This is a genomic window from Streptomyces sp. NPDC050560 (genome assembly GCF_044457285.1).
In the GTDB taxonomy this organism is placed as follows: Bacteria; Actinomycetota; Actinomycetes; order Streptomycetales; family Streptomycetaceae; genus Streptomyces.
In genome coordinates, this window is the sequence record NZ_JBITGT010000008.1 from 212,918 (window position 1) to 234,796 (window position 21,879).

At 73.3% G+C, this 21,879-nt stretch carries 16 protein-coding genes; 7 read left to right on the forward strand and 9 right to left on the reverse strand.

Annotated features, from left to right (window positions below):
• Nucleotides 1–70 precede the first annotated feature (70 nt).
• From ACIBIW_RS20290 to ACIBIW_RS20310, 5 genes are all read right to left on the reverse strand, one after another.
• The gene (locus ACIBIW_RS20290; RefSeq protein WP_399338004.1) at nt 71–1,483 is read right to left on the reverse strand and encodes an MFS transporter; all 1,413 of its coding nucleotides are present in this window, start codon (nt 1,481–1,483) and stop codon (nt 71–73) included.
• A complete protein-coding gene (locus ACIBIW_RS20295) occupies nt 1,480–2,421 on the reverse strand; it encodes a hypothetical protein (protein ID WP_399338006.1) in 942 nt (313 codons plus the stop codon). Before ACIBIW_RS20295 ends, ACIBIW_RS20290 begins: the two co-directional genes overlap by 4 nt.
• 218 nt (nt 2,422–2,639) lie before the next feature.
• On the reverse strand, nt 2,640–3,356 hold the full coding sequence (locus ACIBIW_RS20300) for a GntR family transcriptional regulator (RefSeq protein WP_399338008.1): 717 nt from the start codon (nt 3,354–3,356) through the stop codon (nt 2,640–2,642).
• Nucleotides 3,357–3,509: 153 nt separating this feature from the next.
• Complete coding sequence (locus ACIBIW_RS20305; RefSeq protein ID WP_399338010.1) at nt 3,510–4,589, reverse strand: hypothetical protein; 1,080 nt, start codon at nt 4,587–4,589, stop codon at nt 3,510–3,512.
• 115 nt (nt 4,590–4,704) lie between these two features.
• Nucleotides 4,705–5,919 (reverse strand): CaiB/BaiF CoA transferase family protein, encoded by a 1,215-nt coding sequence (locus ACIBIW_RS20310; protein WP_399338012.1) that lies wholly within the window; start codon nt 5,917–5,919, stop codon nt 4,705–4,707.
• 462 nt (nt 5,920–6,381) lie between these two features.
• Here ACIBIW_RS20310 and ACIBIW_RS20315 point away from each other — a divergent pair, with 462 nt between their 5' ends.
• The 4 genes from ACIBIW_RS20315 to ACIBIW_RS20330 all read left to right on the forward strand — a co-directional run bounded on the left by ACIBIW_RS20315 (nt 6,382) and on the right by ACIBIW_RS20330 (nt 12,390).
• Entirely contained in the window at nt 6,382–7,785 is a 1,404-nt protein-coding gene (locus ACIBIW_RS20315; RefSeq protein ID WP_399338014.1) for an MFS transporter, read from the forward strand.
• A 101-nt stretch (nt 7,786–7,886) separates the two neighbouring features.
• Nucleotides 7,887–9,578 carry a thiamine pyrophosphate-binding protein gene (locus tag ACIBIW_RS20320; protein ID WP_399338016.1) on the forward strand — a complete coding sequence of 564 codons (1,692 nt, stop codon included), beginning with the start codon at nt 7,887–7,889 and terminating at the stop codon, nt 9,576–9,578.
• A 101-nt stretch (nt 9,579–9,679) separates the two neighbouring features.
• Nucleotides 9,680–10,882: a CaiB/BaiF CoA transferase family protein gene (locus ACIBIW_RS20325; protein WP_399338018.1), complete on the forward strand. Its 1,203-nt coding sequence runs from the start codon at nt 9,680–9,682 to the stop codon at nt 10,880–10,882.
• Nucleotides 10,879–12,390, forward strand: coding sequence for an FGGY-family carbohydrate kinase (locus ACIBIW_RS20330; RefSeq protein ID WP_399338020.1), 1,512 nt, complete (start codon nt 10,879–10,881; stop codon nt 12,388–12,390). Before ACIBIW_RS20325 ends, ACIBIW_RS20330 begins: the two co-directional genes overlap by 4 nt.
• Nucleotides 12,391–12,455: 65 nt before the next feature.
• Here ACIBIW_RS20330 and ACIBIW_RS20335 read toward each other — a convergent pair whose 3' ends face one another.
• The 3 genes from ACIBIW_RS20335 to ACIBIW_RS20345 are packed head-to-tail and all read right to left on the reverse strand — an operon-like array spanning nt 12,456 to nt 16,777.
• Nucleotides 12,456–14,729, reverse strand: a complete 2,274-nt coding sequence (locus ACIBIW_RS20335; RefSeq protein WP_399338022.1) for a dipeptide ABC transporter ATP-binding protein — start codon at nt 14,727–14,729, stop codon at nt 12,456–12,458.
• A complete protein-coding gene (locus ACIBIW_RS20340; RefSeq protein WP_399338024.1) occupies nt 14,726–15,760 on the reverse strand; it encodes an ABC transporter permease in 1,035 nt (344 codons plus the stop codon). Before ACIBIW_RS20340 ends, ACIBIW_RS20335 begins: the two co-directional genes overlap by 4 nt.
• A 36-nt stretch (nt 15,761–15,796) precedes the next feature.
• Complete coding sequence (locus tag ACIBIW_RS20345) at nt 15,797–16,777, reverse strand: ABC transporter permease (RefSeq protein ID WP_399338026.1); 981 nt, start codon at nt 16,775–16,777, stop codon at nt 15,797–15,799.
• A 384-nt stretch (nt 16,778–17,161) separates the two neighbouring features.
• Between ACIBIW_RS20345 and ACIBIW_RS20350 the strand changes: the two genes are divergently transcribed.
• From ACIBIW_RS20350 to ACIBIW_RS20360, 3 genes are all read left to right on the forward strand, one after another.
• Nucleotides 17,162–18,865: an ABC transporter family substrate-binding protein gene (locus tag ACIBIW_RS20350; protein WP_399338028.1), complete on the forward strand. Its 1,704-nt coding sequence runs from the start codon at nt 17,162–17,164 to the stop codon at nt 18,863–18,865.
• Between the two features lie 177 nt (nt 18,866–19,042).
• A complete protein-coding gene (locus tag ACIBIW_RS20355; RefSeq protein WP_399338030.1) occupies nt 19,043–19,630 on the forward strand; it encodes an NADPH-dependent FMN reductase in 588 nt (195 codons plus the stop codon).
• A 416-nt stretch (nt 19,631–20,046) separates the two neighbouring features.
• Nucleotides 20,047–20,811: a DUF4232 domain-containing protein gene (locus ACIBIW_RS20360; RefSeq protein ID WP_399338032.1), complete on the forward strand. Its 765-nt coding sequence runs from the start codon at nt 20,047–20,049 to the stop codon at nt 20,809–20,811.
• Between the two features lie 49 nt (nt 20,812–20,860).
• Here ACIBIW_RS20360 and ACIBIW_RS20365 read toward each other — a convergent pair whose 3' ends face one another.
• The gene (locus ACIBIW_RS20365) at nt 20,861–21,877 is read right to left on the reverse strand and encodes an ABC transporter substrate-binding protein (RefSeq protein WP_399338034.1); all 1,017 of its coding nucleotides are present in this window, start codon (nt 21,875–21,877) and stop codon (nt 20,861–20,863) included.
• Nucleotides 21,878–21,879: the final 2 nt, after the last annotated feature.

A 21,879-nucleotide genomic window follows, 5' to 3' on the forward strand; every position in this document is an offset into this window, starting at 1 on the left:
CCGGGCGGGACCTCCAGCACGGGGCGGGGCCAGGGGCGGGCCCCGAATCCCCCCGGCCCCCCGAAGCCCCCTACATTCCCGCCGTCTTCGTCTCCCCGATCCAGCGCACCGTCGCCAGGGTGATCAGTGCGGAGACCACGATGTACAGCGCCACCGGCCACAGGGAGCCGCCCGCCCACAGGGTCAGTGCGGACGCGATCGTCGGGGCGAGTCCGCTGGTGACGACCGAGGCGAGCTGCTGGCCCACCGAGATCCCGGTGTAGCGGACCCGGGCGCTGAACAGCTCGGAGAACAGCGCCGGTTGGACCGCGTACGTGGAGCCGATCGCCAGCGTGTAGCCGACGATGATCGCCACCCAGAGCAGGGCCATGGAGCCGCTGCCGAGCAGCCAGGTGAAGGGGAACGCGAAGACGAGGGTGAAGGCCGCTCCGAAGAGGTAGACGGGGCGGCGCCCGACGCGGTCGGAGAGCGAGCCGAAGAAGGGGTAGGCACAGCCGATCACCGCCGCCGCGACGGTGGTCGCCAGCAGGATCGGCGTACGGGACATGCCGAGGTCGTCCGTCCCGTACGACAGCGAGAACGTCAGGATCAGATACGAGAAGACGCCCTCGCAGGCGCGCAGCCCGACGGCCATCAGCACGCTGCGGTACTGGGTCTTGAACACCTCCACGATCGGCAGCCGGGCCTGCGCCTGCCGCTCCTTGAGGCGCGCGAAGGCGGGCGACTCCTCCACCGCGAGGCGCACCCACAGCCCCACGGCCAGCATCACGCCGCTGAGCAGGAACGGGACGCGCCAGCCCCAGGCGAGGAACTGGTCCTCGGGCAGCAGCGCGAACGCGGCGAAGATGCCGGTGGCGGCGACGAGCCCGATGGCGTTGCCGATCTGCGGGAAGGTTCCCCAGAAGCCGCGTCGGCGGGCGGGCGCGTGCTCCACCACCATCAGCACCGCGCCGCCCCACTCGCCGCCGACCCCGAAGCCCTGGACGAGGCGGAGCAGCACCAGCAGTGCGGGCGCCCAGAGGCCGACCGTGCCGTAGGTGGGCAGGACGCCGATCAGCAGTGTGGCGAGGCCCATCACCATCAGGGTGAGGACGAGCATCGACTTGCGGCCGACCCGGTCGCCGAAGTGCCCGATGACGACGGCGCCCAGGGGGCGCGCGACGAAGCCGACGCCCAGGGTGGCGAAGGAGGCCAGGGTGCCCACGGCCGGGTCGAGGTCGGGGAAGAAGACGCGGTTGAAGACGACCGCCGACGCGGTGCCGAAGACGAAGTAGTCGTACCACTCGACCATCGTCCCGACGAGGCTGGCCACCGCGACCCGCCGCATGGCCGCGGGCACCCGCGCCTCACCGCCGCCTGCCGTCTCGCTGCCAGCCGTCTCGCCGCCGTCGGCCGCCTCCCCGCCACCAACCCCCTCAACCCCGTCGGCCTCCTCGCCGACCGCCTCCCCGGCCTCCCCGGCCGCCCCGCCCCGGCGGTTCACCGGGCCTCCTCCACGGGAGCGTGGGCCCAGCCCACGGCCGTCTTCTGGCCGGACTCGTTCTCGACCCAGACCTCGGTCTCCAGGTGCCGCCTGCCCTCGTGGTCCACCGGGCCGAGGACGGCGCCGCCCGCGGTGACCGCGTCGCCCACGTAGAACGGCCGCACGAACTTCAGCGCGAGATGGCCGTCCGCGAGCCACGGCGCCCCGTGGAACTCGCCCAGCATCTGGGAGACGTAGCCCACCTGCTGCATGGCCTGGGCGATGGTGCGGTCCATGCCGGAGCGGCGGGCGCCCGCGAGGTCGGTGTGGATGTTGGAGAAGCCGCGGCCGCCCCAGGAGAAGACGTACATCTGCTCCTGGGCGATGCGCTTGGCCACCGGCCTGACGGGGGTGCGCGCGGGCAGTTCGTACGAGGCGCGGGTGGCGGCGGGCACGCCCGGGAGCTGTTCGCCGGTCACCCGGCGGGCGGGCTCGGGCGCCGTGCCGCCGCCGACCACCTCGGACGCCCGCACCCGCATGATCTCCGTGCCGCGGTGCCGCACCAGCAGCCGCCCGTCCGCGCCGCGCGCCTCGGCCTCCATGACGACGTAGCCCTTGCCGCGGCGCCGGTAGGTCTCGACGTAGCCGCCGCTGAGGGTGACGGTCTCGCCGATCCTGATCGGCGAGTGGAAGCTGATGTCCTCGCTGGTGTGCAGCCCCTGCGCGGTGTTGCCGTCGTACGCCGCGTAGAAGAGGAAGAGCAGCTCGTTGCAGAGGACGGCGGGGTGGGCCGCGGGGGCGCCGTCGAGCAGCAGGGCGCCCGCCGTGGGGTCGTCCTGGGCGAACGCGTAGTTCTTCACGAGGCGTTCGTCGACGACGATGTCGAAGGGCCCGAACTTCTCGGGGATCTCGATGTTCTCGAAGAGTGCTTCCTTGGTTCCGGTCCACCAGATGTTCATGGGTGTCGTTCCTTAGCGGTACGGGGAAGGGGGAAGGGGGGACGGGGGTGTGCGCGGCCCCGGGGAGGGGCGCGCGGGCAGGGGGGTCCGGCGCCCGGAGCGGCGCGGGGCGTCGGCGGTCCGCGTGCGGTCCGCGGGGGGCGCGGTGGAGCGCGCGGGCCCGCGCCCGGGGTCGGGCTTCCGGGCGCCCGGTGCTCAGGCTGCCCGGCGTGTGACGCTCAGGCTTCCAGGCGCATGACGAAGGGGAACTCGGGCCTGGTCCAACTGACCGCCCACTCGACGGCGCGCCCGGTGCTGTCGTGCGTGGTGCGGTTCGCCCTGATCAGCGGGTCGCCGGGGCGCACCGACAGCCATGCGGCCAACTGCTCGGTCGCGGAGGCGGCGCTGATCTGCTGGTCCGCCCAGCTCAGTTCGACGCCCCAGGTGTCGGCGAGGGTCCGGTAGAGCGAGCCCTCGACGAGTTCGCCGCGCAGCAGCCCGGGGGCGACGGTGGAGGGCACCCAGGACTCCTGGACGGCCGCCGGTTCGTCGTCCACGGTCCGCAGCCGCACGATCCTGGTGGCGTCCCGGCCGCCGTCCGCGAGGCCAAGCGCCTCCGCCACCTCGGCGGGCGGTGCGGTGGACTCCCGCAGCAGCACTGCCGTGGTGACGGTGGCCGGGTCGCCCATCACGTCGTCGCGGAACGGGCGCAGCCGGTTGACCCGCCGCGAGCCGGGCCGGGACGGGGAGACGAAGGTGCCCGCGCCGCGCCTGCGCACCAGGATGCGCTCCCGGTTCAGGGAGTCGAGCGCCTGGCGGACCGTCATCCGGCTCACCCCGTACCGCTCGGCCAGTTCGCTCTCGCTCGGCAGCCGCGTCTCGGGCGGCAGGATGCCGGTGTTGATCTGGTCGAGGATGTCCCCACGGATGACTTCGTACATCGGCCGCGGAGCCACGGGCGGCACTCCTTCCTTCGTACGGCGTGAACGCGTGCGGGGCGGCCGGGGTGCCGGCCCCGGTGCGCGGGTGGGGCGGCTTCACGGGGCGGTCGGCGGCCCTGGCGACGTGTCCGGCGCCGGGCGACCACAGTACCGTCACGGCCGGGCCCCTCATACCGGGGCGGGCGTCGGCGGGACGGTGCAGGAGGCCCAGCCGACGGTGCTCAGCCTGCCGTCGGCGCGCCGCACCCACACCTCGGTGTCGACGGCGGTGCCGCCCGCCGCCACCTGCTCGACGCGCTTCACCACCCCGCCGACCACCAGCGGTTCGAAGACCTCGACGGGCTGTACGAACTTCACCCGCAGCCATCCCCCGGTGAAGAACGGCGCCCCGAAGAAGCGGGTGAGCACCGCGGTGACCAGGCCGCACTGCTGCTGGCCCTGCACGATGGGGATGCGGAGACCGCCCTCGCGGGCGATCGCGAGGTCGTCGTGGACGTTGCGCACGTACTCGCCGCAGCGGGAGAAGACGGACGCCTGCTCCTGGGTGACGGTGGCCTCCCTGGTGGGCAGGGGCGCGCCGGGCACCAGGGTCGCCGGGTCGGCGACGCGCGCGGTGGGCAGGGCGGGGTCGAAGCTCCCGTCGACCCGCCCACCGCCCGCGCCGCCCGCACGCTCTCCCCTGCCCGCGCCGCCCCCGTCGCCCGCGCCGTCCCCGGCGGCTCCGCCGTCCCCGCTGCCGCTCATGGCCCGGCCGACGACGTCCCCCGGCCTGGTGCGCAGGATCTCCACGCCCCGGTGCCTGAGGACGCTGCGCCCGCCAGGGCCGGTCGCGGTCGCCTCCATCACCACGTAGTCCTGCCCGCGCCTGGTGTACGACTCCACGTACGTGCCCTCCAGCGTGACCTCGTCGCCGAGGCGTGCGGGGCCGTCGAACCAGAGCTGCTCCTCCGTGTGCAGACCCACGGTCCTGCTCGCGGCGTAGCGGGTGGTGAACAGTTGCACCAGGTCGTTGGAGAGCAGTGCGGCATGGCCGATCCGGCCGCCGAAGGGGCTGTCGGTGAAGTGCCAGGGGTGGTAGTCGTCCTGGGTGAACGCATAGCGCTTGATCTTGTGGTCGTCGACCAGCACGGTCGCGGGCCCCAGCTTCTCCGGGATCTCCAGGTTCTCGAAGACGGGCTCCTTGAGGCCCGCCTCCGGGTCGACGCCCCTGGCCACCAGCCGGGGATCGGTCAGGTCACGCCATGTCATGCTCGCCGCCTTTCCGTGGGTCGTGTCTCGCCGTCTCGCCGTTTCGTTGTCTTGCCGTCCCGTCCCGCAGGGCGGTCCGGCCGTCTCGCGCCACGGTCCGGGCGCCGGGTGCCGCTCAGATGAGGCCATCGGCCCGCATCGCGTCGAGCCGTGCGGTGTCGAGGCCGAGGAGGCGGCCGTAGACGTCGGCGTTGTCCTCGCCGGGCAGCGGCGGCGCCTTGCGCACCGCGCCCGGGGTGCCGCTCAGCTTCAGGGGCATGCCGAGCAGTGAGAGGGTGCCGAGTTCCGGGTGCTCGACGTCGATCATCATGTCCCGGGCGCGCACCTGCTCGGAGTCGGTCACCTCGGGCACGGTCGCGACGGGGGAGAAGGGGATGCCCGCCGCCGACAGCTCGTCGGCCAGCTTCTCCACGGTGAACAGCCGGGTCCAGCCGCGGACGACGTCCTCAAGCGCCTCGACGTTCGCGAGCCGCCCCGCCTGGTCCGCGAAGCGGGGGTCGGCGGCCAGCTCGGGCCGGCCCATGGCGGCGGCGAGGCGGGGGAAGAGGGTGTCGGTGCCCGCGTGCAGATAGACGTGGCCGTCGGCGGCCGGGAAGGTGTTGGCGGGGACGGTGATCTGGTCCCGGTTGCCGGAGCGCACGGTGCCCTGCCCCAGCATCCGCCAGGCGCTCGGCAGCGTGCCCATGCAGGAGAACAGCGCGTCGACGCAGGCGATGTCCACGTGCTGGCCGCTGCCGGTGCGCTCGCGGCCCGCGAGGCCGAGCAGCGCGCCCATCACACCGTGGAAAGCGGCGATGTGGTCCGCGACGAAGACACCGGCCATCAGCGGCTCGCCCTCGCTGGTCCCGGTCAGGCTCATCAGCCCGGAGGCGGCCTGTGCGATCGGGTCGAAGAGGGCGCGGTCGCGGTGCGGGCCGGTCTGCCCGAAGCCGGAGAGGGAGACGAGCACCGCCCGGGGGTTGACCTCGTGGATGCGGTCCCAGCCGAGGCCCATGGCGGCGAGGGTGCCGGGGCGGAAGTTCTCCACCACGACGTCGCTGCCGCGCACCAGCTCCTCAAGGACGGGCAGGGCGCCGGGGTGCCGGGTGTTCAGCGTGATGCCGTACTTGCTGCGGTTGTACGCCAGCGTGTAGAGGCTCTGCCCCTGGTGGAAGGGGACGTGGCGGCGGCTGTCCTCACCGCCGGGGCGCTCGACCTTGATGACCTCGGCCCCCATGTCCCCGAGGATCTGGCAGCACAGCGGCCCGGCGATGAAGCGGGAGAGGTCGAGCACGCGCAGCCCCTGCAACGGGGTGGCCTGGGCCGGGGCGTCGGCCGCCGGTGCGGTCATGTCGGTTCCCTTCGTGCGGACGGCTCACGCGCCGATGAGGCGAAAAGACTAGACGACTAGCCATGGGGCGCACTGTAGCCATGGCCGTGCCCGCGCCGTCAAGGGTTCCGACACGAGAACGAAACCCCGCGGACATCCGCCCGCGATCACCGCCCCCACCAGCGCCGTATGCGCTCAACCCGGACGATCGGCGCAGTCGGCCCCGGCCGCCCGGCCTCCCGCACACCCGTTGACAGGAGATGGCAGGTGACTCTACGGTCCCGAAAAGTCTAGCCAACTAGATAACTGGCTTCCGGTCGATCCCGGGCCCCCGATCGATCCCGGGGCCCGGCCCCACGGGCCCCCGGCCAGTCCAAGACCCATTCCAGGAACTCATCCCAGGAACTGATCCCAGGTCCGCCCGGCCAGGCGAGGACGCGCACCGGGTGGACGAGGCGCCGCGGCGCAGACAACGGAGTCGGCATGACACAGGAAACCGCGGGTCCCCCGGCGTTCGGCGCCGGGCGCGAGCACGCCCGCCTGGCACGGAGGGCGGCGGTCGCCAGCCTCATCGGCACGGCCGTCGAGTGGTACGACTACTTCATCTTCGGCACGGCCTCCGCGCTGGTGTTCGGCAAGCTGTTCTTCCCGAGCGAGGAGCCGATCTACGGCACCCTCTCCTCGTTCGCCGTCTTCGGCGTCGGCTTCGCCGCCCGCCCCGTCGGCGGCGTCGTCGCGGGGCACCTCGGCGACCGGCTCGGCCGCAAGAACGTCCTGGTGCTCACCATCCTGATGATGGGCTTCGCCACGTTCGCGATGGGCCTGCTGCCCACCGCCGCCGAGGTCGGCGTCTGGGCCCCGGTGCTGCTCGTGGTGCTGCGCATCGTGCAGGGCCTCGGCGCGGGCGGGGAGTGGGGCGGCGCCGCCCTGGTCGCCGTCGAGTACGCGCCGCCCGGCAGGCGCGGCGCGTACGGCAGCCTGCCCCAGGTCGGCAACGCCGTCGGCCTCGTCCTGTCCACCGGCGCCTTCGCGCTGGTCTCGCTGCTGCCCGACGACCGGCTGTACAGCTGGGGCTGGCGGCTGCCGTTCCTGGCCAGCGGCCTGCTGATCGCGGTGGGGCTCGTCATCAGGCTGCGGATCACCGAGACACCCGCGTTCGTCGCCGCGCAGCGGCAGGCCGAGGCCCAGCGGACCCCGGAGCAGCGAGCCCCGGAGCAGCGGGCGCCGCTGGTGCGGGTGCTGCGCGAGGAGCGCAGGCCGCTGCTCATCGCCATGGGCCTCAGGCTCGGCGAGACGATGTACGGCTACATCCTGCTGACCTTCGTCGTCACCTACGCCACGAACTACACCACCCTCGCCGAGTCCGACGTGCTGTGGGCGTCCGCGATAGCCGCCGGAGCCGCGATCTTCACCTACTACGGCATGGGCCGCCTCTCCGACCGCATCGGGCGGCGGCCCGTCTACATCATCGGCGCCGTCGTCGGCATCGTGATGACCTGGCCGATCTTCCTGGCCCTCGACACCGGTTCGCTGCTCGTCACCACCCTCGTCTCGCTGGTGGCGTACAGCATCGGCGTCGGCGCCCTGTACGGGGTGGAGCCGAGCATGTTCTCGGAGCTGTTCGACACCCGCACCCGCTACACCGGGCTCGCCGTCGCCTCCCAGATCCCCAGCGTCGTCGTGGGCGCCTGGCCGTACGCCGCCACCGCCCTGCTGATCTGGACCGACGGCAACCCCTGGCCGGTCGTCGCGATCACCGTGTCCGTGCTGCTGCTCGGCATCGTCGCCGCGCTCGCCGCCCCCGAGACCCACCGCAGCGACATCGTCGCGGACTCCGGGGCTCCCACCGCGCGCGACCAGGAGCCGCACGGCGGTGTCTCCGCCTGACACCACCGCAGAAGCCACCCCGCGCGGGCGCCGCCCGGCGCCCGCACCGCCCGCCGTTTCCCGCACGGTACGGGCCGAACCACCACCAGAGAGGCAAGACCATGTCGAAGGAGACCACGGGCGGGCAGCTCGTCGTGCGGATGCTGGAGTCGCTGGGGATCACCCATGTCTTCGGCGTCGTCGGCGGCCAGACCCTGGCCATCACCGACGCCCTGATCGACCACCCCACGATCCGCTTCGTCCACACCCGCCACGAGGGCGCGGCGGCGGTCATGGCGGACGCCTTCGGGCGGCTCACCGGCCGCCCCGCCGTGGCCATCGCCACCACGGGCCCTGGCGCCACCAACCTGCTGACCGGGGTCGGCGGCGCCCTGCGGGACTCCAGCCCGGCGATCATCATCACCTGCAACAACAACGGCGAGAACATCCACAAGGACGACGCGCAGAACGCCGACCACGTCCAGATCTTCGCCCCCTTCACCAAGTACGCCCGCCTCGTCGCCCACGCCTCCTCGCTGAAGCAGGCGATGGAGGAGGCGTACGTCAACGCGATGACCGGCAACCCGGGCCCCGTCCACCTCGACTTCGCCCGCGACACCCTGGAGGGCGTCGTCGCGCAGCCGCCCGAGATCCCCGACGTCCACCCGGTGCGCTCCTGGGTCGGCGAGCGGCCCGTCGCCGCGCCGCAGGCCGTCGCCGCGGTCGCCGAACGGCTCCTCGCGGCCGAGCGCCCCGTGATCTGGGTCGGCAACGGCGCCAACCGCGCCCGCGCCTCCCGCGACGTCCTCGCGCTCGCCGAGGCGCTGAACGCGCCCGTGCTCACCACCTTCAACGGCATGGGCGCCGTCCCCACCACTCATCCGCTGGTCTTCGGCGCGCTCAGCCGCATGGGCACCCGGCTCTCCACCCGAGTCGTCGCCGAGTCCGACCTCGTCCTCGCCCTCGGCAACAGCCTCAACGCCGTCTCCACCAGCCGCTGGCGGCTGCCCCTGCCCGAGGTCGTGCAGGTGGACGTGGACCCGGCCATGATCGGCCGCTACTACGCCGACACCACCACGGGCGTCGTCGGCGACCTCGCCGCCTTCAGCCGCGACCTCACCGCCGAGCTGGGAGCGCGCGCCGCCACCGCCGCAGAGGGCAGGCGGGAGTGGGTCGCCGGGCTCCAGCAGGCCGAGAAGGAGTGGTGGGAGATGTCCGCCGGCCTCGCGCCCGAGAACCCGGGCACCGTCTCGCCCGCCGTCGTCGTCCGCGCGCTGCGCGAGGTCACCCCGCGCGACGCGGTGCTCGTACCGGACGCGGGAAACCCCGGCGTATGGTCGTTCCTGTGGGAAATGGACGAACCGGGCCGATACGTCAAGCCCGTCGGCTTCGGGAACATGGGCTTCGCCCTGCCCGCGTCCATCGCGTCCGTGGCGGCGGAGCCCACCCGCCCGGTCCTCGCCCTCATCGGGGACGGCTCGCTCGGCATGAGCCTCGGCGAGCTGGAGACCCTGGCGAGGCAGGGCGGCCCGGTCTGCCTCGTCGTCCTCAACGACGCCAGTTACGGCAACATCCGCCAGGAGCAGGAGCTGCACTTCGAGGGCCGCACCATCGGTGTGGACTTCGGCGACGTCGACTTCGCCGCGGTGGCCCGCGGCATGGGGATCGAGGCCACGCGCGTCACCGACGTGGACGGCCTGGTGGCGGCGGTACGCGGCGCCTTCGCGGGCGACCGCCCCTGCCTCGTCGACGTCGTCCTCGACAGGGCGGCCAGCGCCTGGACCTACCCGGCGTTCGTCGCGCACGGGAAGTGACCGGGACCGCCGGTGGCACCGGCACGGAAGGCGACGGGGGCCGGGGCGGACACGCCCACGGACACGACCCCGGCGACGGCCGGGGAAAGACGGAGACGACCATGCACGACCCCAGCACGGCGGCGGGACCCCTCGACGGCGTCAAGGTGCTCGACCTCTCACGGTTCATCGCGGGCCCGATCTGCGCCCAGACCCTCGCCGACTTCGGCGCCGAGGTGGTCAAGATCGAGCGCCCGGGAGGCGAGGACTCCCGCCACCACGAGCCGTACTACAAGGGCGAGAGCCTCTACACGATGCTCTACAACCGCAACAAGTACGGCGCCACCCTCGACACCCGCCACCCCAGGGCGCTCGGCATCCTGGAGGATCTGGTGCGGTGGGCGGACGTGGTGGTGGAGAACTACCGCCCCGGCACCATGGAGAAGATGGGCCTCGGCTACGGGCGGATGGCGGAGCTGAACCCCGGCGTCATCCTCGTCTCGGTCTCCGGCTTCGGGCAGACGGGGCCGCTCGCGCACCGCGCCCTCTTCGACGCCATCTCCCAGGCGTCGTCGGGCCTCATGTCCGTCACGGGGGAGGAGGACGGGCCGCCCACCCTGGCCGGGACGTACGTCGCGGACTACCTCACCGGCTACCAGGCGGCCATCGGCGCCTTCGCCGCCCTGAGCCACCGCAGGGACACCGGCGAGGGCCAGCACGTCGACGTCGCCTCGCTCGACTCGATGTTCTCCATCCTCGGCATCCGCCTCATCTCCCATCTGATGCTCGGCGCCGACATGCCCCGCAGCGGCGCCCGCGACCTGCTGACCGCGCCCGTCAACGTCTACCGGTGCGCGGACGGCGACATGTACATCCAGGCCGGTACGAACTCGCTCTTCCCGAAGCTGTGCCGGGTCATCGGCCGCGAGGACCTGACCGGCAGGGAGGAGTACCGCACCGTGCCGGGGCGCATGGCGCACGCCGCCGACCTCGAAGCCGTCATCGCGGCCTGGGCGCGCCCGCTGACCTGCGCCGAGATCTCCGCCGCGCTGGAGGAGGCGGGCATCCCCTTCTCCAAGGTCGCCACCATCCCCGAGGTGGCGGCCTCACCGCAGATCGCGGCGCGCGGCATGGTCGTCGAGAGCGAGCACCCCGGCCTCGGCACCCTCAGGCTCCCCGGCAACCCGGTGCGCATGGGCAAGGCGGGGCCCACGGTCCGCAAGGCGCCGCCCGTCGCGGGCGAGGACAACGCCCATGTCTACGGCGGCATCCTCGGGCTGACCCCCGAGGAGATCAGGGAACTCACCGACTCCGGGGCGCTGTGAAGCCGCCGTCCGCCCCGGGGCTGCCGCCGTCCGCCCCCGGCCACGCGGGCGGCCACGTCGCCGGGGCGGACGGCGCGGTCGTCGCCGTCGACGTGGGCACCTCGGCGGTACGGGCCGCGGTGCTCGCCGCGGACGGCACGGTGCTCGCCGCCCGCAGGGTGGCGCGGCCCGCGGACGGCGGGCGCGGCTTCGACGCCGAGGCGCTGTGGGGCGCGGTGGCCGCGGCCCTTGGCGGTCTTGAGGGACGCCGCTGGGCGCCGCGCGCGCTGGCGGTGGCCGCGCACCTCGGCACCATCGCCGTCGACGCGCGGCTGCGGCCCGTGGACGAGGCGGGCGGCTGGGCGGACCCGCGCGGGCTCGACCTGCTGCGCGCGCTGCCCGAGGAGATCATGGGGCCGCTGCTCGCCGCCGCCCGCCGCCCCGCGCCCTCCGGCGGCGCGCTCGCCTACGCGCTGAGCCTGCGGGAGCGCCCGGGGACCCGGCGCGCGGTGCGCCATCTGCTGTCCCCCAAGGACTTCCTCACCGCCCGGCTCACCGGCCGTGTCACCACCGACCGGGTGAACGCCGCGTACACGCTCCTGTCCGACGTCGCCGCGGGGCGGTGGAACGAGGACGCGGTGACCGCGCTCGGCCTCGACCCCGGCTGGCTGCCGCCGCAGGCCGCGGGCCACGAGGTGGTCGGCACGCTCACCGGCGCCGCGGCGCGTGAATGCGGGCTGCCGCCCGGGACCCCGGTGGTGGCGGGCGGGCCCGACGGCTCGGTCGGCCTCGGGCTGCTGCTCGGCGAGGGGGACGCGGTCGCGGACGTCGCGGGCACCACCGACGTCGTCGGCCGGCTGCTCGCCGACCCGCTGCTCGCGCCCGCGGGCGCCGTCGTCAACCCCGCGCTGACCGGCGGGGGCTGGACGGCGGGCGGGCCCACCGGCATGTCGGGCGGCGCCGTCGCCCGCTGGCGCGCCCTCGTCGGGGCCGTGCCTGAGGACGAACTCGCGCGGGTGCCGCCGGGCGCCGACGGGCTGCTGGTACTGCCCGCCATGTCGGGCAGCCGCTTCCCCCGCTGGCACCCCGCCGACCGCGGCGCCGTCCTCGGCCAGGGCCCCGGGCACACCCCCGCGCACCTGCTGCGTGCCGCCCAGGAGGGCGCGTCGTTCACGGTGCGTGAGGCCGTCGACCTGCTCGACCCGCCCACCTCAGGCAGCGCGCCGCTGCCGGTGGCCATGGCCGGTGGCACGGCACGCTCGGTAAGCGCGGCACGGATGCGCGCCGACGTCCTGCGCCGCACCGTCCTCGTCTGCGACCAGCCCGATGTGACCCTGCTGGGCGCCGCCGCCCTCGCCCTGATCGGCGCGGCCCTCACCCCCGACCTCCCCACCGCCCGCCACCGCCTCGGCTGCACCTTCCACGAACTCCACCCGAACCCCGCCCACGCGGCCCCCTACGACACCCAGTACCACCGGTGGCTACAGGCCCGCACCACACTGTCCGGTCTCACGCCTCCGGCTGTCTGAACCATCGGGCTCGGGCGGTCGGCGCCGGGGGCGGACCGGTCAGCCGACCACAGGCCGGGTCCTGGTCACACCACCTCGCGTGTCCTTGCGAAGTGGCAGGCGGTGTGCTGGCCGTGGCCCTGGTCGGTGAGGGGCGGGGGGTCGGTCTCGCAGGGGGTGCGGTCGGGGGCGGGGAGGGCGGCGTACAGGGGGCAGCGGTCGCGGAAGCGGCAGCCGGTGTGGCGGCGGGTGGGGCTCGGCGGGTCGCCGGGCAGCAGCAGCCGCGCCCTGGCCCGCTCGCGCGGCGGGTCGGGCAGCGGCACGGCGGAGAGCAGGGCCTGGGTGTACGGGTGCCTGGGGCCCTCGAAGACCCGGTCCACCGGGCCCGTCTCGACCGTCGCGCCCAGGTACATGACGCTGACGGTGTCGGCGACGTGCCTGATCACCGACAGGTCGTGGGAGACGAAGAGGTACGCGAGCCCAAGATCCGCCTTGATGCGCCGCAGCAGTTCGAGGATGCCGGCCTGGATGGAGACGTCGAGCGCGGAGACCGGCTCGTCGAGCACCAGCAGCCTCGGGTCCACGGACAGCGCCCGCGCGATGCCGATGCGCTGGCGCTGGCCGCCGGAGAACTCGTGCGGGAAGCGGCCCGCGTGGCCGGGCGAGAGGCCGACCAACTCCAGCAGTTCCGGGACCTTGCGGGCGGCAAGGCCGCGGGGCGTGCCCTGGGCGAGCAGCGGCTCGGCCACGATGTCGTGCACCGGCAGCCTGGGGTCGAGGCTCGCCATCGGGTCCTGGAACACGATCTGCACCTCGGAGCGCTGCGCACGCGCCGCCCGCCTGTCGAGCCCCGCGACATCGCGCCCGAACAGCTCGATGGTGCCGCGCTCCGGGGCGCGCATGCCCAGGATCTCGAAGAGGGTGGTCGACTTCCCCGACCCCGACTCGCCGACCAGGCCCAGGGTCTGCCCGGCGGAGATGTCCAACTCCACGCCGTCCACGGCGTAGACACTGCCGGTCCTGCGACGGAAGAGCGAACCCCGGTAGAGGGGGAAGGTCTTGCCCAGGTCACGGACGCGCAGTACGGGGGCGGGGGCGGCGGGGGCCGCCTCGGGAGCCCGGCGGGCGGGGGGCACGGGGGCGGTGGCCCCGGCTCCGCTTCCGGCGGCGTCGGCGTCGGTTCCAGTCCCAGTCCCGGTTCCGGTTCCGGTTCCGGCCGCGTCGGCGTCGGCTTCCGACCCGGTTCCGGTCCCGGCCAGGTCAGCCCCGGCTTCGGTCCCGGCCGCCTCGGCATCAGCCCCGGGTTCGGCCCCCGGCACCTCCGAAGCCCCCGCCGCCCCCGGCCCCTTCGGCGCGTCCCGCGCCTCAAGTACCTCCGCCGTCGTGAACACCTCCCCCGCCGCGCGCCCCGCCACCAGGTCCGTATGGACGCAGGCCGCCAGATGGCCGGCGGGGCCTGTGAGTGGTGGTTCGGCCGTGCGGCAGGTGTCGTCGGCCAGGGGGCAGCGCGGTGCGAAGGGGCAGCCGGGGGGCAGGGCGCCGCCGGAAGGCGGGCTGCCGGGGATCGGGACCAGGGGGCCGCCCGCCGCGTCCAGCCGCGGCACCGCGCCGATGAGCCCCAGCGAGTACGGCATCCGGGGCCGCGCGAACAACTCGTCCACCGGGGCGCTCTCCACGATCCGCCCCGCGTACATCACCGCCACCCGGTCCGCGTTCCCCGCGATCACCCCCAGGTCATGGCTGACGAGGACCATCGCGGCCCCGGTCGCCCGCTGCGCGGTCCGCAGCACGCCGAGGATCTGGGCCTGCACGGTGACATCGAGCGCGGTGGTGGGCTCGTCGGCGAGGATCACATCGGGGTCGTTGGCCATCGCCATGGCGATCATCGCGCGCTGCCGCATGCCGCCGGAGAACTCGTGCGGGAAGGCGGCCGCGCGCAGCCGCGGCTCGGGGATGCCGACGAGGTCGAGCAGTTCCACGGCCCGCTCCGCCGCCTTCTCGCGCGAGACGTCCTGGTGGGCGCGGACGGCCTCGGCGAGCTGCTCCCCGATCCGGTAGACGGGGGTGAACGCGGACAGCGGGTCCTGGAAGACCATGGCGACGCGGTTGCCGCGCACCCGGTCGAGCACCCGGTCGCCCGCGCCGACGAGTTCGGCGCCGTCCAGCCGTATGGAGCCGCGCACCCGCGCGGACCTGGGCAGCAGGCCGAGCAGCGCGAGCAGCGCCGCGGACTTGCCGGAGCCCGACTCCCCGACGATGCCGAGGACCTCGCCGCGCGCGAGGTCGAGGTCGACGCCGCGCACGGCGGCGGTCCCGCCGAAGTCGACGGCGAGGTCGCGCACGCTGAGCAGGGGGTTCATGACGGCGTCCCTTCGGGGGCCGCGGCCCGTCCCGCACCGGCGGACTCCGCGCCGCCCGTCCCACGGCGGGCCCCGCGGCTGCCGCGCCGCCGCCTGCCGGGGCCCGTCGCCGTGGGGTCGAAGGCGTCCCGCAGCCCGTCCCCGATCAGGTTCACCGCCAGTACGAACACCACGAGCAGCCCCGCCGCGAAGAAGAACATCCAGGGGTACGTGACCGCGGCCCCCGTGTAGTCGGAGATCAGGGTGCCGAGCGACACGTCGGGGGACTGGATGCCGAAGCCGAAGTACGAGAGCGCCGTCTCGCTCATCACCGCGCCGCCGACCGTGAGGGTGGCGTCGATGATCAGGAACGAGGCGACATTGGGCAGGATGTGCCGGGTGATGATCCGTACCGGCCGTACGCCCATGAAGCGGGCGGCGCGCACGAACTCGCGGTCGCGCAGCGAGACCGTCATGGACCGCACCACCCGTGACGTGATCATCCAGGCGAACAGCGCCAGCAGGCCCACGAAGGCGAGCCAGCCCGCGCCCTTCAGCCGGGGCGCGAGGATGGCGATGACCAGGAAGCTGGGGAACACCAGCAGCAGGTCGACAAGGAACATCAGGCCCCGGTCGGTCCAGCCGCCGAAGTAGCCCGCGCAGGCGCCGACCACGGCCGCCACCGCCGTCGAGACGGTCCCCACGAGCAGCCCCACGAGCAGCGACTTCTGGAGGCCGCGCACGGTCTGCGCGAACACGTCCTGGCCGATGCGGTTGGTGCCGAACCAGTGGTTCGAGCTGGGCGGTTCACGCAGCGCCGTGTAGTCGATGTCCGTATACGACCAGGAGGTGAGGTGCGGTCCCACGAACGCCAGCAGGAACAGCAGCACCACCACGCCCGCCCCGGCGAGCGCCCCGCGCCTGGCCGCGAACCGGCGCAGCACCACCCGCCCGCGCCCCGGCAGCGGCGGCTCCACGGGACCGGGGCCGCCCCCGCCGGGCGCGGTGGCGTCGGCGAGTTCCGCCGCGGCCGTGAACGTCTCAGCACTCATGGACCCAGCCCCTCGTTCCCGTCCCCACCGGGCCCCTCACGTCCGCACCCGCGGGTCGAGCGCCGCGTGCAGGATGTCGGAGAGGAACCCGGAGAGCAGCACGACCACGGCCGCGAACATGGAGACCGCGACGACCGAGTTCACGTCGTTCTTGGCGATCGACTCCACCAGCCATTCCCCCATCCCGTGCCAGCCGAAGATGATCTCGGTGAAGGTCGCCCCGGTGAACAGCGCGAGGAACCCGTACGAGAAGTACGCCGCCATCGGGATCAACGCCGTGCGCAGCCCGTGTCTGAGCAGCGTCCTGCGCCGGCTGAGCCCCTTGGCGCGCGCGGTGCGCAGATAGTCGGCGCCGAGCACGTCGAGCATCGTGTTGCGCTGGTAGCGGCTGTACGAGGCGGCGGTGACCAGGCCCATGGAGAGCGTGGGCAGCAGCAGGTGCACCCCGCGGTCGCGCAGCGTGCCGAGGACCCCGGCGTGCAGGTCGGGGTCCTTCTCGCCGGTGAACTGGATGAGGTCGGTGCCCAGGGCCGCGTTCAGCTTGATGGCGCCGATCTTCAGCAGCACCGCGAGCAGGAAGGTGGGGACGGACAGCAGCACGAACGAGACGACCGTGACGGTGCGGTCCGACACCCGGTACTGCCGCACCGCGGTCCACGCGCCCGCCAGGATGCCGAAGACGGTGCCGAGCACCGTGCCCGCGATCAGCAGCCGCAGGCTCACCCCGATCCGGCGGCCGAGTTCCGCGCCGACCGAGGAGCCGTCGATGGTCCGCCCCAGGTCCCCGGTGACCGCGTGGGTGACCCAGCGCCACAGCCGCGCCGGAAGCGGCTTCGCGTCGTCGAGCCCGAGCGCGGTCAGTTGGGCGTGCATCACCTCAGGTGCCGGGGGCGGGCGGCGGCCCTCGAAGTAGGCGCGCGGATCGAGGGCGGTGGCGGCGAGGAGGTAGGAGAGGCAGACCGCCACCACGAGGAGCACGGCGTAGTACCCCAGCCTCCTGGCCAGATGGGCCGTCACGGCGACCGCTCCTTTCCAGCCTCGCCGGGGGTCGGATCGGCGAGCGTGTCCTGCTCCCCCGGTGGGTTGCGGGGGCTCCTGCCTGGTCGCCGGTGAAGCGCTTCCCTCTCGATCTTCGTCGTCGAGTGTTGCAGCAGTACGACAAGAGTACGTACATGGTGTGAAAGCGCTTACGCCGCCCGGCTCTTGCGTCTAGCCTCGCGGCCGTGGGCCCTGTCGTAAAGAACGCCGCGGAGATCCGCCGCAGGATCGCCGTGGGGATGCGCCGCGGACGGGGGCCATGCGAAAGCCGGCACGGAGCCCGGCCCGTACACCGCCGTACCGGCACGCGACCCGTGCCCGTACCCGCACCGAGATCCCTGCCGAACGCGGAGGAACCACTTCATGCCCAGAGCCTTCGGACCCGTCAGGTCGACGGCCGTCACCGCGTCGGCGGTCTCCCTCGCACTGCTGCTCGCGGCGTGCGGCGGCTCGGACGACGGGGACGGCGGCGGGAAGAAGAGTTCGGCGCCACCCGCCGTGGGCGCGCAGGGCGTGAACGCCCACCCGGCCTCGGACCTCAAGCAGGGCGGCACCTTCAACCTGTCGATCCAGAAGTGGATCATCCAGTACAACTCGTATCAGGCGGACGGCACCGACGGTGACGCCTCGGCGATCCTTGAGCAGGTGGAGCCCGTCCTGATGCCGAAGGACGCCAAGGGCGTCCCGCACCCGGACCCCGACTATCTGCTGTCGGCGAAGGTGACCTCGAACAGTCCGCAGACGGTCACGTACAAGCTCAACCCGAAGGCCAAGTGGTCCAACGGCAAACAGCTCGGCTACAAGGACTTCGCGGCCCTCGCGCAGGCGCTCAGCGGCCGGGACGACGACTACCTCGTCGCCGACACCAGCGGCTACGACCAGATCGCGAAGGTGCAGCGCGGCGCGGACGACCAGGAGGCGAAGGTCGTCTTCAAGACCCCCTACGCGGACTGGCCCCGGCTCTTCCGCACCCTGCTGCCCGCCGACGAGATCGACACCCCCGACAAGTTCAACAAGGGCTGGATACAGAAGATCCCGGTCACCGCCGCCGCCTGGAAGATCAAGAGCATCGACAAGACGGCACAGACGGTCACGACCGAGCCCGACCCGAACTGGTGGGGCGACAAGCCCCGCCTCGACACCATCACCTGGCGCGCCCTGAGCCAGCAGGCGGACACCGAGGCGTATCTGAACAAGGAGATCGACCTGGCGCCCGCGATCCTCCCCGAGGACTACAAGCGCCTGGTCAAGGACGCCGGAACCGACATCAGGACCGGGGCGCGCTGGGACGAGGTGCACATCACGCTGGGCACCAGGGGCCCGCTCTCCGACCTCGCGCTGCGGCAGGCGGTGACGCTGGCGACCGACCGCAAGGGCATCGTCACCGCGTTCGCCAAGGACCTGCCGTTCCCGGTGAAGACGCTGGACAACCACTTCTTCATGCCCAACCAGCAGGGCTACGAGGACAACGCGGGCAAGTGGGGGAAGTACGACCCGGACGCCGCGAAGAAGCTGCTCGACGGGGCGGGCTGGAAGGACAACGGCCCCGACAAGCCGCGCACCAAGGGCGGCAAGTCGCTGACGCTCGACTACACCATCAGCGCGGGCAGCAGCTCGGCCTCGGTGGACCAGGCCCAGATCGTGCAGCAGCAGCTCGGCCAGGTCGGCATCAAGGTCCGCATCCAGAAGGTGCCCGACCCGGACTTCTTCACCAAGTACGTCAACCGCGGCAACTTCGACCTGACCAGCTTCCGCAACGTCGACTACCCGTTCCCCTCGCAGCTCTTCTCCACGTTCCAGCAGCCGACGGCCAAGCAGACGTATCTGAACTTCGGCCGGGTCAGCACCCCGGAGATCAACGACCTGCTGGCCAGGGCCGGGCGGGAGACCGACGCCGCGAAGGCGCGCGACCTCTACAACCAGGCGGACGAGCAGATCTGGGCGGAGGGCCACTCCATCGAGCTGTACCAGCGCCCGCAGATCCAGGCCGTGCGCAAGGGCCTCGCGAACTACGGGGCCTGGGGCCTGGGTGACCCGGATTACACCACGGTGGGCTGGGTCAAGTAGCCCGGCCCCCAGGGGCGCTCGTGAGGGTGAAAGCCCTGGTCGGGCGCCCCTCGGCGGTCCGTGGGGCGGGCCGGGGCGGCCCCGTCCCGGCACGGCCGGGCTGATATATTTGAAACGCAAAATACTTCATGTCGAGCGATCGTGCCTGTCGCCCGGCCCTTACGAAAGGCAGCACCCGTGTCGGATACCGCCGAGTCCCAGACCGCGTCCGGCGCCGCCAAGGTGGCGATCATCGTCGGCACCACCCGCCCTGGACGCAAGGCGGAGACCGTGGCGCGCTGGGTCCAGGAGATCGCGGCCCGCCGTGACTCCGCGACCTTCGACGTCGTGGACATCGCCGACTTCGACCTTCCGCACCTCGACGAGCCCGCCCCGGCCCGCTCCGGCCAGTACACCCGGCCGCACACGAAGGCGTGGTCCGAGAAGATCGGCGCCTACGACGCGTACGTCTTCGTCACCCCCGAGTACAACGGCTCGATCCCCGGCGTCCTGAAGACCGCCGTCGACTTCCTCGGCGCCGAGTGGGGCGGCAAGCCCACCGCCTACGTCAGCTACGGCTGGAACGCGGGCCGCGGCGCCGCCGGGCACCTGCGCGACGTGCTGAGCGTGCTCGGCGTCCGGCATGTGGAGGCGGCCGTGGAGCTGGCCTTCAAGGACGACTTCGAGGAGGCCACCACCTTCAGGCCCGCCGAGCAGCAGGAGAAGAACGTCCTCCTGCTCGTGGACGAACTCCTGGCCAAGGCCGCCGAGCCCGTCTCCGAGTAGGCGCCCGAGCCGGCACCCGAGGGCGGTCGGCGGGGGCAGGCGGGTCAGGCCCCCGGCGGCCGGTTGTTCCACGGGCGGCGCGGTCCGCTCCCGTATGTGTACGTGCATGTGTACGTGTACGGGGCGGGCCGCGCCGCCCGCGTGTGTGCCGGTCCCGGGGAATCTCCGAGGGGCCGAAATTGCCCGCCCTCTCCCGCGGCAGCCGCCGGTGGCGGCGGTGTGTACCGGCGGCGGGGGACGATCTTTGCTCCAGGACCGCGGCGGCCGTTAGCTTCCGGCGATGCGGGGCACGTTTGGCGACGCGTGGGTAATCACGGCATCGAAGGACGGGGTGGGGGCGCGCGGGAAACCGTGCTCCGCCGGTCGCGGCGGCCGTGGCACTCGCCGCCGCCGCCGACCGATCAGAGGAGCAGACGATGCGCGTTCGCAAGCTCACCTTCGCCACCCTTGCCATTGTCGCGAGCCTGTCACTCGGGGCCTGTGGCGGCGGTGACGACGACGGCGGGGGAGACGACGCCGCGTCGTCCGGTTCCGGCGCGCCGTCCGAGTCCACCGCGCCCTCCCCGTCCGGCAGTTCGGAGTCCGGCGGCTCCGACCAGGGCGACGGCAAGGACTCCACGGGAGGTGACTCCGCCGGGAAGGGCGCGGGCGGTGCGGACTCCGACGGCGGTTCCGGAGGGACGGACTCCGGGGGAACGGCCTCCGGTGGGACGGGCTCGGGCGGTGCGGACGCCGACGGGGCCGGTTCCGACGGGGACGGCGGTGTCGGCAAGTGCCGTACCGACGGTCTTGACTTCACGGCGAAGGACGACACCATCGACGGCGACCCCGAGGCCGTCGTCGTGGTGACCATGACCAACAAGAGCGGCCACGACTGCACGATGCGCGGGTTCGCGGGTGTCGACCTGAAGACCAACGCGGGCGCGGTGTCCGCGAAGCGCACGGGCCAGCCGGCCCACGAGGTCACCCTCGAAGACGGGAAGCCGATCTCGTTCTTCCTCGAATGCCCGTTCAGCAAGAAGGGCGGCGCCGGTGTCCGTATCAGCAAGCTCGTGGTGACCCCGCCGGGCGAGGCGAAGTCGGTCACCCTCGACTGGCCGGGCCAGGGCTCGCTGCCCGTCGCGGGCGACGGCGCCACGATGAAGCTCGGCCCGATCGGCAGCGCGGGCCAGGGCGGCTGACCCGCGGCCCCGGAGCGCCGCTGCAGGCCACCGGGTGCGCCGCCGCAGGCTACCGGGTGAGGTCCCGCCGCAGCTCCGTGAGGATCTTCCCGGCCGCCGTGTAGCCGATGCCCTGGAGCCACAGTTCGTCGTCGACCGGGAACACCCGCTTCGCGCGGTACGCCGCCATGCCCCTCCACAGCGGGCCCGCCATGGTCCGCTTCGCCCCGGACTTCTCGGGGTCGCCGTAGGTGGAGGTGAAGACCGCGTCCGCGTCGGCCAGGTCGATCCGCTCGGGGCTCACGTCGTACGCGAAGCCGTCCGCGGCCTTGTCGACGACGGCGGGGCGGCCGAGCCCGACGTCGGCGAGGATCGTCCCGAGGTAGTTCTTCCGCCCGTAGACGCGGATGTCGGCGCCCTCCACGAACCGCACGACGTTCACCGAGACCGCCGCCGCCTCCGAGGCGCCGCCCAGGGCGTCGCGCACCTGCCCCACGCGCTTCTCGTACGCCGTCACCGCCCTGGCGGCCTGCGGCTTCCTGCCGAGCGCGGCGGCGTGCACCTGGAAGTTGGCCTTCCAGGGGTAGCCGGTGTTCTCGGTCATCACGGTGGGGGCGATCGCGGAGAGCTGCCGGTAGCGGGCGCCGTCGCGGATCTTGCTCGTGAGGATGAGGTCGGGTCTGAGCGCGGCGACGGCCTCCAGGTCGGGGTTGCCGATCTCGCCGACGTCCTCGATGCCCGCCACCTCGTCCTTCGGCAGGTAGTCGAGGAAGCCGGAGGCGACGGCCGCGCGGGTGGCGCCGACCGGCTTCACCCCCAGCGTCAGCGCCGAGTCCAGCTCCGCGGTGTCGAGCACCACGACCCGCTCGGGGGCGTCCTGCACCTTCACGTCCCCCATCGCGGTACGCACCGTGTGGGTACCGCCCGCCGCTCCCCCCGCGCCGGACGCCGAACCACCCGAGCTGCCGGAGCCGCCGGAGCCGCCGCAGGCGGCGAGCAGCAGCGCGGCGAGCGGTGCGAGCGCCCCCGCGACGAGCATCCGGCGCCGGCGCGTCCGCGCGCCGCCCCCCACTGAACGCAGACGCATCG